Below are 15,087 nucleotides of genomic sequence, written 5' to 3'. Positions count from 1 at the left end.
GTACGATGAAACTAAATGATTGGTTGAATAATGAAATTCCTAACATTGCAAATTCACTTGTCGATGTTCATAAAACATATTTTTCAATTGAAAAAACAATTGGCTTTGCAGGGCAAGAAAAGATTTATAAAATACTAGAAAATTTTCGTAATGCGCTTTTCCCATGCTTATGTGAAAAAGAGTTAACTTTTGAATCTAGAGTGAATATCGGAATTGGCAATAAATTAAGAACTTCGGCCATCGATTTACGGGACTTAATTGAAAAAGTCATTTCGAATGAGGAAAATTTATCTTCGGATAATGCTAAACTAAATCCGGATCAAGTCGTTATGGACTTAATTGGCAAATTCCCAGAAATTCGAAAAATGATCCAAACGGATATTCAAGCTGCTTATAATGGGGATCCTGCTACAATTTCAACGGAAGAGATTTTATTTAGCTATCCTTCTATTCAAGCAATTACAATCCACCGAATATCCCATGAACTTTATAAATCAGGAGTGCCAATTATTCCGAGAATCATGTCTGAGTACGCACATAATTTAACAGGCATTGATATTCATCCAGGAGCAACAATTGGGGAATACTTCTTTATTGACCATGGTACAGGGGTAGTCATTGGTGAAACTTGTACGATAGGTAAGAATGTGAAAATTTATCAAGGGGTAACGCTAGGAGCAAAAAGTTTCCCATTAGATGAGGATGGAAACCCAATTAAAGGGATCAAACGTCATCCTGATATTGAAGATAATGTGGTTATTTATGCTGGTGCTACTATTCTTGGTGGGGATACAAAAATAGGCCACGATTCAGTGATCGGAGGGAATATTTGGCTTACTCAATCTGTTCCACCAAATTCAAGAGTATACCAAACTCAACCATCACCGAAAATTAAAAACGATATAGAATAATTAAAATCACTCACATGTTAGTAACTGGCATGTGAGTGATTTTTTTGCTTATTATGAGTCTTTTACCTGGTAAAAGGCTGTACGCATACAATAAATTCCTTCTAAGGTTATTTGTTAAAAACGAGCATATATTAGACACTTTGAACAAGACAAGCGACATTTGTGAAAAAATGTTATATTCTATTAGTATAGATTGCTTGTCTATGATATATTGAGAGAGTATTAATACACAATAGGAAGGATGAGATGTAATGAGTAACGGTATTTTCAAGATCCCAACTCCTAAAAACGAGCCAGGTAACACTTATGCTCCGGGTACAAAAGAGAGAGAAACATTAAAAGCAGAATTAGAGCGTCAATCAAATACTGTAGTTGAAATTCCTATAATTATTAATGGTCAAAATATAACAACTGATAAAATAAAACAAGTAGTAATGCCACATAATCACCAACATGTATTAGCGAATTATTCAGAAGCAGGTGAAAAAGAATTACGTGATGCGGTGGAAGCAGCAATGGCTGCAAAAGAATCATGGGCTAATATGCCATGGGAACACCGTGCAGCAATTTTCTTAAAAGCTGCTGATTTAATTTCTGGTCCTTATCGTGATCTTATGAATGCAGCTACAATGTTAGGTCAATCAAAAACAGCAATCCAAGCTGAAATTGACGCTGCTCAAGAATTAGCTGACTTCTTACGTTTTGGTGTAGATTATGCAAACCAAGTGTATCAAATTCAACCAGATAGCATGAAAAACGTTTGGAACCGTACAGATTACCGTCCGTTAGATGGATTTGTGCTTGCGATTTCACCTTTCAACTTCACTGCAATTGGTGGTAACTTACCAGCTGCTCCTGCGATGATGGGGAACGTTGTCGTTTGGAAACCAGCATCTACTTCAGTTCTAGCAAACTATTATTTCATGCGTATTTTAGAAGAGTCTGGATTACCAAAAGGTGTTATTAACTTTGTGCCATCTCGTGGTTCACAAGTTTCAGAAATCGTATTAAAAGACCCACGTATGTCTGGATTCCACTTCACTGGATCTACTGCGACATTCCAAACAATTTGGAAAACTGTTGGTGAGAACATTGCGAACTACAAATCATATCCTCGTTTAGTTGGGGAAACTGGTGGTAAAGACTTCGTATTTGCTCACGAAACAGCTCAAGCTGACAAAGTGGTAGCGAACCTTGTTCGTGGTGCATTTGAATACCAAGGGCAAAAATGTTCTGCAGCTTCACGTGCATACATTCCAACTTCTTTATGGGAAACTGTAAAAACTGGATTAGTAGAAGAAGTAGCAAAGATTAAAGTTGGGGATGTTCGTGACTTCCGTAACTTCATGGGTGCAGTTATCGACAAACCAGCATTCGATTCAATTGTAAGCTATATTGAGTATGCAAAAGAATCTGAAGAAGCGGAGATTATTGCTGGTGGTACTTATGACGATTCAGTTGGTTACTTCATTCAACCAACAATAATCGTAACAACAAATCCAAACTTCAAAACAATGACGGAAGAAATCTTCGGCCCAGTATTAACAATCTATGTTTATGAAAATGACAAATTAGAAGAAACATTAGAAGCAGTAGATACAGCATCTATGTACGCATTAACAGGTTCAATCTTTGCACAAGATCGCCAAGCAATCGTACATTTAGAAAATCGCCTGTCTAGTGCAGCAGGTAACTTCTATATTAACGACAAACCAACTGGCGCAATGATTAACCAACAACCATTTGGTGGCTCACGTGGTTCTGGTACAAACGACAAAGCAGGATCTGTCTTCAACATGATTCGTTGGACAACTCCTCGTGTTATTAAAGAAAACTTTGCACCAACTACAGATGTTGCTTATCCATTTATGGATGAAGAATAATAGAGTACGAGGTGGGAGCTCATGCTTCCGCCTTTTTTCTTTATTAGGGGGATATTATGCTAGGAAAGCAATCAAATGTATCAAGCGAGGGCAGTTATTCGCCAAATCGAATTAAGTATTCGCCAAAGTTTGAGAGTTATTCGCCAATTTAGAAAGAATATTCGCCAGCATTGCAATCTCTTGCATCAACAGAGGCTGTTATTCACCAAATTGGATCAATTATTCGCCACAGAACGAGTTTTATTCGCCAATTTAGGGAGAATATTCGCCAGTTCCATATTAAAACAATTAATTATAGAGTTAGATAACTTTTATTAAATTCCCCTCATATTTCCTCCTATGATAAAGTGAGTATAAAAGGGGGAATTTACGTGAAAGCAGTAATTCAACATGAATTCGGAGATGCCAATGTACTTACCTATTCAGATATCGATATACCTACAATAGCTGAGCATGAAGTATTAATAAAGGCAGTTTACACAAGTGTAAACTATGCGGATATAAAAAAGCGAATCGGGAATAAAGGAAAGGGTAAGTTTCCATTAATGCTCGGTTTGGATGTAGCAGGAGTCGTCCAAGAAGTAGCGCCGGGTTCACCTTTTTCGGTAGGAGACCGAGTTATTGCATTTCCTAAAAATGGTTCTTATGCTGAATATGTTGTTGCTAATGAAAAACTAGTTTATAAGATTCCAGATAATTTACCTTTTGAAGAAGTGGCAGCCATGCCTACTGTATCGATCTTATCGTATATGTTACTTTACGAAATCGGACACGTGAAAACGACTGACACGATTGTCATTCATAGCGCGGCTGGTGGTGTTGGTTCAATGTTAACCCAATTAGCAAAATTAATGGGTGTTCATAAAATCATTGGTACTGTGGGGAACTTAGACAAGGCACCTTATGTTAAAAGCTTAGGAGCAGATATGGTTTGCACCTATAAAACTTTTACAGAACAAGTTCTAATAGAAACAGCTAATGTTGGGGCAAATGTTATATTTGATTCCGTCGCAGGAGATGTCACGCAAAGAAGTTTAGAATGCTTAGCCTTCTATGGAACACTTGTTCAGTTTGGAAATAGTAGTGGAAACGCAGGGACGATCAAAACAAGTGATGTACATAGCAGTTGTCGAAATGTGAAAGGATTCAGTTTGGGCACTACGAGAGAATTGGATCCAGAACGACTGTTACCAGCTGCTGAAAAAGTTATTGATTTATTTGCAACAAATAAAATCTCGCTACCTATTGCTAAAGTGTTTGATTTAGAGGATGCCGTATTGGCCCATCAATTGATAGAAAGTCGAAAATATGTGGGAAAAGTGTTGATCAAGATAGGAGATTATTAATACTTGGGGGAGTAAATTGAATGAAAAAGTGGCAAGGGGCTTCTGCAATTTGTATTAATAAATTTGGGGAATTATTAATGGTTCTACAAGGTAAACCGGAGGAGGAAAAATTGTGGGCTTCACCATCGGGTGGAAAAGAACTTGGAGAGACTTTTGAAGAATGTTGTATTAGAGAAGTGTTCGAAGAAACAGGGTACATCGTTGAAATCGTTGAAAAACTACAAGTGAAACAGAACGATTTTGTGGAAGTCCACTATTTTTTAGTGGAAATCATCGGTGGGGAACTTAAAATTCAAGATCCGGATCAACTCATCTATGATATTTCTTGGAAATCTGTCGATGAAATTAAGACTTTACCTTTATCATTTCCAGAGGATCGGTATTACTTAATGGAATGTATGGTTAATTATGAGAACTTAACTAGGGGATGAAGTATTGAGAAAAACTGAAATTCGACGATGGACCGAGCGATGGACTAAACAATACGAGGAACAAGAAATAGTATTAAAACAAATTTTCAAAAAAGAATTGTATGCAATATACCACATTGGAAGTACATCAATTCCTTCCATTGGCTATGCAAAACCGATTATTGATATTTTAATTGTCGTAAAAGATATCAATAGAATCGACTTTTATAATGATGCAATGATATCGAAAGGCTATAATCCTAGAGGGGAAAATGGAATTGCTGGTAGAAGGTACTTTACAAAAGGAAATGAAAATAGAACTCATCATGTGCATATTTTTCAAGAAGGAAATGAAGACATTAACATTCATTTAGCTTTTAAGGAATATTTATTGCATCACCTTGAAGATGCGAAAAAGTATGGGGAGTTAAAATTAAAACTCGCAAGTAAGTTTCCTGATGATACTCACCAATATCAAAATGGGAAAGCAGAATTTACGAGTCAACTAGTGAAAAAAGCACTCATTTTTAGTTCGAAAACTGAAAAGGAATAGCATAACATCAATATTTCAGGACAATATAAAATTATTTACATTAATTTCTTTAGATAAGGATCTAAAAGGAGATAATTTTGATGGAGCTATCGGAACTCTCTCTAAGACTGATAATAGCCTTTATCGTTTTATTTATTATGACAAAGATCATGGGGCGTAAAGAAATAAGTCAAATTACTGTCTTTAACTTTATATCTGCTATTGCCATTGGTTCTTTAGCTGCAAACTTAGCATTAAGTGATGATATAAGTATTTTATACGGAGTGTTAGCTATTGTTGCTTGGGCACTGTTCACATTAATTGTGGCTTTTATTAATGTTAAGTTCCAATGGATTAGAAGGATCACAATTGGTGAACCAATAATAGTAATAAAAAACGGTAAAATCATTGAAAAGTCTTTAAGAAAAACGCAGCTTGATATGGATTCATTAAGTGCGCTCTTACGTGATAAAGATATATTTTCTTTGAAAGATGTTGATTATGCGATTTTTGAAACGAGTGGAAAACTTTCTGTTTTGATGAAAGAGAAGAACATGCCTATAACTAAAGGCGATATGAATATCCCGATGCAAAAGAAGAGGTATCCCATTGCAACTGGAGTAATATCAGATGGTATCATTAACTACACTAATTTATCTCTATTACATCTTGATAACAATTGGTTAGAAACACAATTAAAAATTGCTGGAGTTCGTTCCCTTTCTGATGTGTTTTATGCAGAGGTTCAGCCCGACGGTAGTCTATATATTGATTCGAAAAATGATGAATTACTGAATTGAATATTTGTTGACGAACGTTATCCACTGCGGAAACGTTCTATTTTTTTAAAATCAAGTGGAGAACGTGAATGAAATGACTTAAAGGCTTAGAATAGAAAAAATGTGGGTAAAGTTTAATGAGTGATATTTATGGGTATTTGAAGTAGTAATGAAACAAGTGTAGGCGGAGTGGAAGGAAAATTTGTAGAATAAAAAAATCGTTTAATTCAAAAATCCATTGAACTAAACGTGTTGTTATGTTAAATTTATATAGATATACATCGATTTTAGTAAATTTACAAATATTATCCCTATCTTAATTATATAGCGTAATCGATGTAGTTGTCAACTCTTTTCAATTAATTTTTTTAAGGGGTGTTTTCTATGAGATCTGAACAAGAACAAGAGCAAAAACGAGTAGAATTTGTGATGGAGACCATTGCGAAGGAAATGAACAAACTAGAAGAGGAAACAGGTAGACGTAAAAACGAAGTCGTTCAAGCACGTAAACACTTTTGGGATGAGGTTAAAGTAAATACGGATACTTTTGATGATTATCTCGAAACGATTATCGGTTTACGACAAGAAGCTCAAGCTCTTTCAGTCATGCAAAGTACTCATAAACATGCATCTAAAAGACTTTCTACATTACAGAGAATGCAGGAAATACCTTACTTTGGTCGAATCGATTTAATTGAAGAAGGTGAATCTAGACCAGAAAAAATTTATATTGGTATTGCAGCGCTAAGTGATGAAAGTGGGGAGGATTTTTTAGTTTATGACTGGAGAGCTCCCGTTTCAAGTGTTTATTATGATTATCAGCCAGGGCCAGTGGAATATAAAACACCAGGTGGGCAAGTCCACGGCGTATTGGAGAAAAAAATGCAATACATCATCCGTAATGGGGAACTTCAATCGATGTTTGATACGAGTATCACAATCGGAGATGAAATATTACAGCAAGTTCTCGGTAAAGGTACAGACAAAAAAATGCACAGCATTGTTGCGACGATTCAACAAGAGCAAAATCGAATTATTCGCCATGATCAAGGAAGAATGTTAATTGTGCAAGGTGCTGCAGGTAGTGGTAAAACTTCTGTTGCTCTTCAACGAATTGCATACTTACTCTATAAATACCGAGACCGTATAAATGCCGATCAAATTATTTTATTCTCACCAAATTCAATGTTTAGTAGTTACATTTCCAATGTACTTCCTGAGCTGGGTGAAGAGAATATGCAACAAGTTACGTTTCAAGATTACTTGAAACATCGTCTTAGTGATCAGTTCCAAATCGAAAATCCTTTCGAGCAATTAGAATATGTTTTAACTCAATCAAATTCACCAACTTATCAGACTAGACTTGCAAGTATTCGATATAAAGCAACCACTCAATTTTTTGATGCAATTCAGTCCTATAGACTTTCACTTGAAAAATCAGGAATGCAGTTTAAAGATATTATCTTTAGGGGTAAGGCAATTATTACTGCCAAACAAATTTCAGAACGTTTTTATGGTCATGATACAACCCTTCGATTTTATAATCGACTTGAAAACTTGAAGGATTGGATTATTAGTAAAATCAATGAAATCCAAAAAATCGAAAGCCATAACGAATGGGTGCAAGATGAAATTGAGCTTCTTAGCAACGAGGAGTATCAGAAAGCTCGTATTTACTTAGCGAAAAAAAGAGGCTTAACAGGGGCATCAATTGCGGATTATGATATGAACCCAGAATCACTTGCTCGGTTGATTGTACACTTAAAGTTGAAGCCACTGCGAAAACGAGTAAGAGCTTTTCATTTCATTGATTTTAAAGGGTTATACAAACAACTATTTATTAGTCCGGATCAAATCAAACAGTGGACTGAAGCGGAGTTGCCTGCGGAGTGGAGTGAAGTTTGCTCAGAAACAATAGCAATGTTAGATGAAGATCGATTGAATTATGAAGATGCGACGCCATTTTTACTATTAAAGGAACTCATTCAAGGTTTTCAGACAAACAGTGCAATCAAACATATCGTTGTAGATGAAGCGCAGGATTATTCACCATTCCAATTTGAGTTTTTAAAACGTATTTTCCCAATGGCTAAAATGACTGTGCTAGGTGACTTTAATCAGGCAATCTTTGCTCATACAAGTGAAAAGAATGACTTCAAAAAGCTTACGAATCTTTATGGTCCTGATCAATCAGAACTAATTCAAATTAAACAAAGTTACCGTTCGACTAAGCCAATTGTTGAATTTACACGTAGACTTGTACCGAATGGTAAAGAAATTATTCCATTTGAACGTGATGGCGAACGACCTGTTCTAAACGAAGTAGCTACTGTTGAACAACTACACAGTGAGATTACTGCGAAAGTTACTGAATGGCGTGAACTTGGTTTAAATAGTATCGCAATTATTTGTAAATCAGCTGAAGAGAGTAAGCATGCATTTGAATCTCTATCTCATATTAAAGATATTAAGCTTATCAAGAGCAATTCAAGTGAATATGAGCAAGGAATCGTTATTGTTCCATCTTATTTGTCTAAGGGAATCGAGTTTGATGGCGTAATTATTTATGACGCTTCGAAGGATGTATATGGTGATGAAAGTTTACGAAGAGTTTTTTATACGGTTTGTACAAGAGCGATGCATTATTTAGAGCTATTCAGCGTGGGATCGCCGAGCCCTTTTTTACAAGAAGTGTTGCAAGAGGGGATAGTTCAATTATAAGTTTAATAAAATGCCCAGTTTCTTCATCGAAAGATGGAGAAGCTGGGTTTTTGTTTTGAAATAACCTGTCACTAAGGCGCGGTTGCTAGGTTCTAAGGGGAAGTGCTCAATTCGATGTGAAATGTGCTCAATTCCGCCCAAAAAGTGCTCAATTCGAAAGCATAAGTGCTCAATTTTACCCCAAATTTGCTCAATAATTTCGAACATGGAAAAAGTTGCTTATTTTTGCCCCGAAAATGCTCAATTCCGCCCAAAAAGTGCTCAATTCGAAAGCATAAGTGCTCAATTCTACTCCAAAGTGCTCAATTCAAACCCAAAATAGATTAATCCCTTGATCCAAATAAAAAAACCTAAATAAAAAGTTTTAAAATTTCATGTTTAAAATAAACCAATGCTGGCCATTATATTTAAGGGAATTAAAATATTATTATTCCGAAGTAGCTCAGTGGTAGAGCAATCGGCTGTTAACCGATCGGTCGTAGGTTCGAGTCCTACCTTCGGAGTCATACCATCATGAGTATGTTCTGATTAATTCAGAGCATGCTCTTTTTTATTTCAGTAAAGTTAACAACAAATATATATTCCATATTCCTCCACTTGAAAAACAGAACAAACGTTCCTATAATATATATATATAAGAAAGAGAGGGAGCTGCATGAATATAAATTCGGAAATAAAGTCCAATATTCATTTATATGTCATTCTTGAATTAGCTATAAAATCATTGCAGCATGATCAGAAATTATTTGAATCATTTACAGTAAAAAGACCGTACTTATCACTTTGCGAAAGACAAATCGAAATTTTAAAAGATGAGTTTCAAAAAGTAAAAAGGGCACTTTTAAAACAGGGCGTAAAATACGAAAATTATGAAGTAGTTAAGAAAAACGAATGTATGTATTATTTTCTTTGTCGGGGTGAAATAATACCATTTCATTACCATGGAGAGCTATTGAAGAAACAAGTGGAACGGAAGATACAACTCACTTGGAGCAACTTTAAAGGGGACAGTCAGCATGAATCCATACGAAACAACGAAATACCTTTCAGATGAAGATCGCAAACAGTTAAAAGACGTATTGCAACAAATGTTAGAAAGTAATACAAAAGAAGAAATTGAAGTGGCATTATGTCAGATTAGCAAAACTGTATTGCACTAACTAGATTTTATCCATAGCAGGCGCAACTTCCAGGGAGGAAATTGCGCTTTATTAATATAAAGAATTATAGAATATAACCTCTTCTAAACAACTCTCCGATTGCATGGGAACGATTGTGAGCACCTAGTTTTTGGATTGCCGTTTTCACGTACTGATTAATCGTTAATTCACTTATGTTCATAGTACTAGCCATTTCTTTAGTACTTTCACCGTAAGATATTCTTCGCAATACTTCCAATTCTCTTCTACTTAATAGTTTTTCTACTTGGTGCTCTTGTGTATTGCCTAGCAATTTCCCAACCAAATTCCCATAATAAGTAAAGGCCTCAAGAAGCTTATTATCAATCGTTGTGTTCTCCTTAAAGTCAGAACTACATATATAAGCAAACACAAATGCATCATTATAAATTGGTACGACAAGTAAAGAGTTATGATTTGAGGGAATAGTGTATTTAATACTGACTTGTTTTAGGTACTCAAGTCCAGTGCAATATTTTGCCCTTTTTTCACTAATTGCTGAATAAATAATAGGAAAAGATCGAATATCTTCACGAATTTCCCCGATATGTACACCTTCGTCCTCGGAAAGATAAAAAACACCTTCTCCCAGAAACCCAAGTGGTGAATACCGTAACAAGTAAGAATTTTTAACAGGAAATAGATCAAGATAGATTTCTAATATTTTATAAAGTTTTTCCTCGTGGCTTACTATATTTTCAAGATTTTGAACAGCTTGTTGAATTGTATAGTTTGAGACCATAGAAAATCCCCTTTTTATACTAAATAATGCCTTTATTATCTATATATTCTATCTTTCATGATTCTATGTTGAATATTGGTATAAAAACGAAAAAAGAGTTCCCCTAAAATAGGGGGTGCTGACCCTAAAAATAGGGAATTATAAAAGATTAAAAACTTCAATATTATTAAATTACTACTCAGAAATATTTTTTTGAGTGAGTTTGTGGATTTGTTAGATAAATAGAATAAAAAGGAGGAAACATGATAGATAAAGTAAAAGAATTTGATGCAGTTATTATTGGTGCAGGTTTTTCAGGTTTGTACATGTTACATCGCTTACGGGAATTGGGCTTATCTGTACGAGTAATTGAAACTGGTAATGATGTAGGTGGTGTTTGGTATTGGAATCGCTATCCAGGAGCGAAGTGTGATATTGAGAGCATTTATTATAACTATACGTTTTCAAAAGAGCTTTACCAAGAATGGACATGGACGTCGAAATATCCTGAACAAGAAGAGATTCTAAACTATCTTAACTATGTTGCTGATAAATTTGATCTTCGAAAGGACATTCAATTCGAAACGCGAATTACTGCTGCCCAGTATGAAGAAACAAATAATCAATGGAATGTTGAATTGAATAATGGAACAAGTTTAAAAGCAAAATATTTCATTTCAGGAGTTGGTTGTCTATCAGCTGCAAATGTTCCTAACTTTAAAGGATTAGATCGTTTCAAAGGTAATTGGTACCACACAGGAAATTGGCCAAAAGAAAAAGTAGATTTTAGTGGAAAACGTATAGGCGTCATTGGAAACGGGTCAAGTGGTGTTCAAGCGATTCCTGAAATTGCAAAAGAAGCCGGCCATCTTACTGTTTTCCAAAGAACACCACAGTATACGATTCCCGCTAGAAACTACAAATATAGTCCGGAGTTTATTCAAAAAACGAAAGATAACTATGAAGAGATTAGAAGAATTATGCACGAGTCTCCAACAGGCAATGGTCTTCAAATTCGTAATATATCAGCCCTAAGTGTATCTCCAGAAGAGAGAACACAGACTTACGAAAAGGCATGGCAAGAAGGTGGCTTTGCATTAACTTCAACGTTTAATGATTTATTTACAAACGAAGTGGTGAATGAATCAGTTGGTGAATTTATACGTGGAAAAATAAAAGAAATTGTTAAAAACCCAGAAACTGCAAAAAAATTACTACCAAATTATTTATTTGGTACGAAGCGTCCGATCTTAGACACGGGGTATTATGAAACATTTAATCGTGAAAACGTTACTTTAGTTGATGTTAAGAGTGATCCTATTGTTGAAATTACTCCAAACGGTCTAAGAACAGAAAACGAAGAATATGAACTTGACGTACTTGTATTTGCAACAGGCTATGACGGGATGACGGGGCCATTATTCAGAATTGACATTCGAGGAAGAGATGGAGTTAGTTTGAAAGAGAAGTGGGAAGATGGCGCGGCAGTTAGAACGTATTTAGGGATTGCTACTGCTGGTTTTCCAAATTTCTTTATGATTACAGGTCCTGAAAGTCCATCAGTGTTAGTGAACATGCCTTCTGCAATTGAGCAGCATGTGGATTGGATTGCAGACTGCATCGCATACCTCAATCAGAACAATTTAGATACTGTGGAGTCAACAAGTGAAGCTGAAGAAGCGTGGAGTAAACATTGTCGAGAGATTGCAGAAATGACTCTATATGTTAAAACAGATTCTTGGTATACAGGTGCAAATATTGAAGGGAAACCACGAAGTTTTTTAATTTATTTAGGTGGGTTTGATTATTACAAACAAAAATGTAATGAAATATCAGCTAAAGGATATGAAGGATTTGTTTTATCGAATCAAAAAGCCTTGCAATAAACGTCTTTTAATCTAATTTAAGGAAGGGGAGTGGACAATGAGTATTACAAATCGTGTAGCAATTATTACTGGAGCCGGAAGTGGCATAGGAAGGGCTGCAAGTTTGAAACTTTCTAAACAAGGGATGATTGTTGCTTTAGTAGATTACAATTCAGAAGCAGGAGAGGAAACCCTTCGACTTGTTGAAGAACAAGAGGGGAAAGGTATTTTTATCCGAGCGGATGTATCAAATAGTAAGGATGTACAAAATTATGTTTCAAAAGTGAAAGAAGAGTTTGGAAGAATCGATGTTTTCTTCAATAATGCTGGAGTGATGGGTTCTTTTTCACCTTTAGCAGAATTAAGCGAAGAAATGTTTGACCAGTTACTAGCGGTCAATTTAAAAGGTGCCTTTTTAGGTCTTAAATATGTACTTAAAGTAATGGAAGAGCAACAATCGGGAGTCATTGTAAATACAGCATCCAGTGCAGGTGTTCAAAGTACACCTTATTTAAGTGGTTACTCTGCAAGTAAACATGGAGTAGTAGGACTAACTAAAACTGCTGCTGCTGAGTACGGACAATTGGGAATACGAATCAATGCAGTATGTCCAGGTGGGGTAAGAACAAATATGACGAAGGATTTGGACATGTCCGATCCAATTCAAAATGGACCGCTAAGAAGAACGGCTACTCCGGAAGAAATCGCAAATGTAGTTTGTTTCTTGGTATCCGATGAAGCAAGTTATATGAACGGGTCAATTGTTACAGTAGATGGTGGCTTAACAGCTTAATGATGAATAAATTTTCCGATTGTATGTAAACGCATACAAAAATAAGAAATTTTATCATGGAATTGTGGGGTAATGACTATGAAAATAGTGTAGCCTCTATTGGAAAAAATTAACAGTAACCAAAAGAGCTTCTTCAATATGAGGAAGCTCTTTTGGTTACAATTGATGAGATAGTTTTATACAAATAATCGGTCTTTTCAACGTACTGTTCAGGTTTGAATTGATTTACTGTAAATGGAAATAATATAGCTTCATTCTTAGAATAATCATGGTAAATACTAAAAGAAATATGTTCTGTTTCCATATTTGGATCTTCTAGAGAAATTAAATATTGCGTTTCAGTATATTCAGGACTGTATGTTCCATCAGTGCCATGGACAACCGCTTCTCTTAAAGCATATAAAATTTTTTCAGCTTCATCCTCAAGAAGATTGATTCGAACCTGTTCATCCCCTTCGATCACATAAATAACACCAGACGTCAAAGAGTCTATTGAACTATATTTATATGAATCATGTGCAATTTCTGGAATTGTTGTATCTCCATAGCGGTAGTTATAAAGTAAGAAGCCTAAAACGAAAAATCCTAACAAGAAAACGAGTAATTGTAATCGCTTTTTATTCAACAACAACACCCCATTTCAATTGAAAGATCACCAGTAATAAACTGGAATATACATTCGATAATTTGGGGAACAGTTGAAATTTTAATGAATGGAGAATGAAACTCTATTCATTCTGATACTTAAATATATTCCCCAAAATAAACAAAGGTTAATTGCATTAAACTATTAGTTTTTCAATATCTTGAATAAGTGGAATTTGATAAGAGTACGTTTGAACTTCAAAATGCTTAACTAGTATCCAAATAATGTTTATTTATAAGAATAATTTACTAGTTTATATGCATAATTTGAAGGATTTATTTATTCACTTATCGAATTATTCATGGAAATTTATGAAAAATTGGAGGCTATTTAATGATTCAGGAGAAAATCATTATCGGATTTAATACAAAATATCCCCTTAATGGGATATTGACAATTCCAAATGAGTCAGTGGGATTGTTACCTGCAGTTGTGTTAGTACATGGTTCAGGCCCAAGTAATATGGATGCGAAAATTGGACCTAACACTTTCTTTAAAGATATTGCAGAAGGTTTAGCAGGAAAAGGGATTGCAAGTGTTCGCTATGATAAAAGAACTTTTGTTTACGGTAAAGTGATGAAAGATGACCCTAGTATGACGGTAAAAGAAGAAACGATAGAAGATGCAATCCTTGCTGCAAACTTATTAAGTAATGATCCAAGAATTGATCCAAATAAAATCTTCATCATTGGTCATAGTTTTGGTGGGATGTTAGCACCAAGAATTGATGCAGAAGGTGGTAACTTTGCAGGTATTATCATTATGGCAGGTTCTCCACGAAAGTTAGAAGAAATAATGATGAGCCAAAACGATGCAGTATTAAAATCTTTAAATAAACTATTAAGATGGCTAGCTAAAAAACAAATTGCTGCATTCTCCAAAAAGTTTGATAATTTATACGATATGTCAGATGACAAGGCAAAGTCCACTAAACTTTTTGCGGGCATCAGAGCATATTACATTAAAGAAATGGGCGAACACCCAGCAAGTGACTACTTAACAAAATTGGAGAAGCCTGTTTTTATCGTATTAGGTGAGAAGGATGTCCAAGCGAACGTAACCGAAGACTTTGAAGGATATAAAGAGTTATTGAAAAATAAAGATCATGCGACATACAAACTTTACCCAAATTTGAATCATTTATTCATGCCCTCTATATATGGTAACATTATGAAAATAAAAAAGGAATATGCAATCCCTCAAAAAGTTGACCAACAAGTCATCGTAGATATTGCTGATTGGATATTATCTTTTGAATCACCTGTTGAACATCACGTTATCATTAAATAATTATCTTATTTA

The 15,087-nt window shown here is 35.0% G+C and carries 13 protein-coding genes and 1 tRNA gene; 12 read left to right on the top strand and 2 right to left on the bottom strand.

All coding sequences use genetic code 11. The features are described from left to right. Positions 1-5: 5 nt before the first annotated feature. The 9 genes from epsC to CRO45_RS20125 all read left to right on the top strand — a co-directional run bounded on the left by epsC (position 6) and on the right by CRO45_RS20125 (position 9,742). A complete protein-coding gene (gene epsC / locus CRO45_RS15685; RefSeq protein WP_097150574.1) occupies positions 6-911 on the top strand; it encodes a serine O-acetyltransferase EpsC in 906 nt (301 codons plus the stop codon). 251 nt (positions 912-1,162) lie between these two features. Then, positions 1,163-2,794, top strand: coding sequence for an L-glutamate gamma-semialdehyde dehydrogenase (pruA, locus tag CRO45_RS15680; RefSeq protein ID WP_097150573.1), 1,632 nt, complete (start codon positions 1,163-1,165; stop codon positions 2,792-2,794). A 371-nt stretch (positions 2,795-3,165) separates the two neighbouring features. Further along, entirely contained in the window at positions 3,166-4,140 is a 975-nt protein-coding gene (locus tag CRO45_RS15675; protein ID WP_097150572.1) for a quinone oxidoreductase family protein, read from the top strand. A gap of 20 nt (positions 4,141-4,160) precedes the next feature. Beyond that, a complete protein-coding gene (locus CRO45_RS15670) occupies positions 4,161-4,571 on the top strand; it encodes an NUDIX hydrolase (protein ID WP_097150571.1) in 411 nt (136 codons plus the stop codon). A gap of 4 nt (positions 4,572-4,575) precedes the next feature. After that, complete coding sequence (locus CRO45_RS15665) at positions 4,576-5,103, top strand: GrpB family protein (RefSeq protein ID WP_097150570.1); 528 nt, start codon at positions 4,576-4,578, stop codon at positions 5,101-5,103. Between the two features lie 80 nt (positions 5,104-5,183). Next, positions 5,184-5,882, top strand: coding sequence for a YetF domain-containing protein (locus CRO45_RS15660; RefSeq protein ID WP_097150569.1), 699 nt, complete (start codon positions 5,184-5,186; stop codon positions 5,880-5,882). Between the two features lie 363 nt (positions 5,883-6,245). Beyond that, complete coding sequence (gene helD / locus CRO45_RS15655; RefSeq protein ID WP_097150568.1) at positions 6,246-8,582, top strand: RNA polymerase recycling motor HelD; 2,337 nt, start codon at positions 6,246-6,248, stop codon at positions 8,580-8,582. A gap of 431 nt (positions 8,583-9,013) precedes the next feature. Then, a tRNA-Asn gene (locus CRO45_RS15650) sits at positions 9,014-9,085 on the top strand. A 513-nt stretch (positions 9,086-9,598) separates the two neighbouring features. Further along, positions 9,599-9,742 (top strand): hypothetical protein, encoded by a 144-nt coding sequence (locus CRO45_RS20125; protein WP_170949517.1) that lies wholly within the window; start codon positions 9,599-9,601, stop codon positions 9,740-9,742. Between the two features lie 64 nt (positions 9,743-9,806). Here the strand turns inward: CRO45_RS20125 and CRO45_RS15640 are convergent, their stop codons facing one another. Next, positions 9,807-10,502, bottom strand: coding sequence for a response regulator transcription factor (locus CRO45_RS15640; protein ID WP_097150566.1), 696 nt, complete (start codon positions 10,500-10,502; stop codon positions 9,807-9,809). Positions 10,503-10,744: 242 nt separating this feature from the next. Between CRO45_RS15640 and CRO45_RS15635 the strand changes: the two genes are divergently transcribed. Together CRO45_RS15635 and CRO45_RS15630 are read left to right on the top strand one after the other, a co-directional pair. Further along, positions 10,745-12,367 carry a flavin-containing monooxygenase gene (locus CRO45_RS15635; RefSeq protein WP_097150565.1) on the top strand — a complete coding sequence of 541 codons (1,623 nt, stop codon included), beginning with the start codon at positions 10,745-10,747 and terminating at the stop codon, positions 12,365-12,367. Positions 12,368-12,404: 37 nt separating this feature from the next. Then, complete coding sequence (locus tag CRO45_RS15630) at positions 12,405-13,139, top strand: SDR family NAD(P)-dependent oxidoreductase (protein ID WP_097150564.1); 735 nt, start codon at positions 12,405-12,407, stop codon at positions 13,137-13,139. Positions 13,140-13,272: 133 nt separating this feature from the next. Here the strand turns inward: CRO45_RS15630 and CRO45_RS15625 are convergent, their stop codons facing one another. Further along, entirely contained in the window at positions 13,273-13,764 is a 492-nt protein-coding gene (locus CRO45_RS15625; protein ID WP_097150563.1) for a hypothetical protein, read from the bottom strand. A gap of 354 nt (positions 13,765-14,118) precedes the next feature. On the opposite strand from CRO45_RS15625, the gene CRO45_RS15620 reads away from it, so the two are divergent. Then, the gene (locus CRO45_RS15620; protein ID WP_097150562.1) at positions 14,119-15,075 is read left to right on the top strand and encodes an alpha/beta hydrolase family protein; all 957 of its coding nucleotides are present in this window, start codon (positions 14,119-14,121) and stop codon (positions 15,073-15,075) included. The last annotated feature ends 12 nt before the right edge of the window (positions 15,076-15,087 follow it).

It is taken from the genome of Ureibacillus acetophenoni (assembly GCF_900220965.1).
GTDB lineage: Bacteria > Bacillota > Bacilli > Bacillales_A > Planococcaceae > Ureibacillus > Ureibacillus acetophenoni.
Note: the sequence above shows the minus strand (reverse complement) of the source record. Positions and strands in the feature narration are given on the sequence as shown.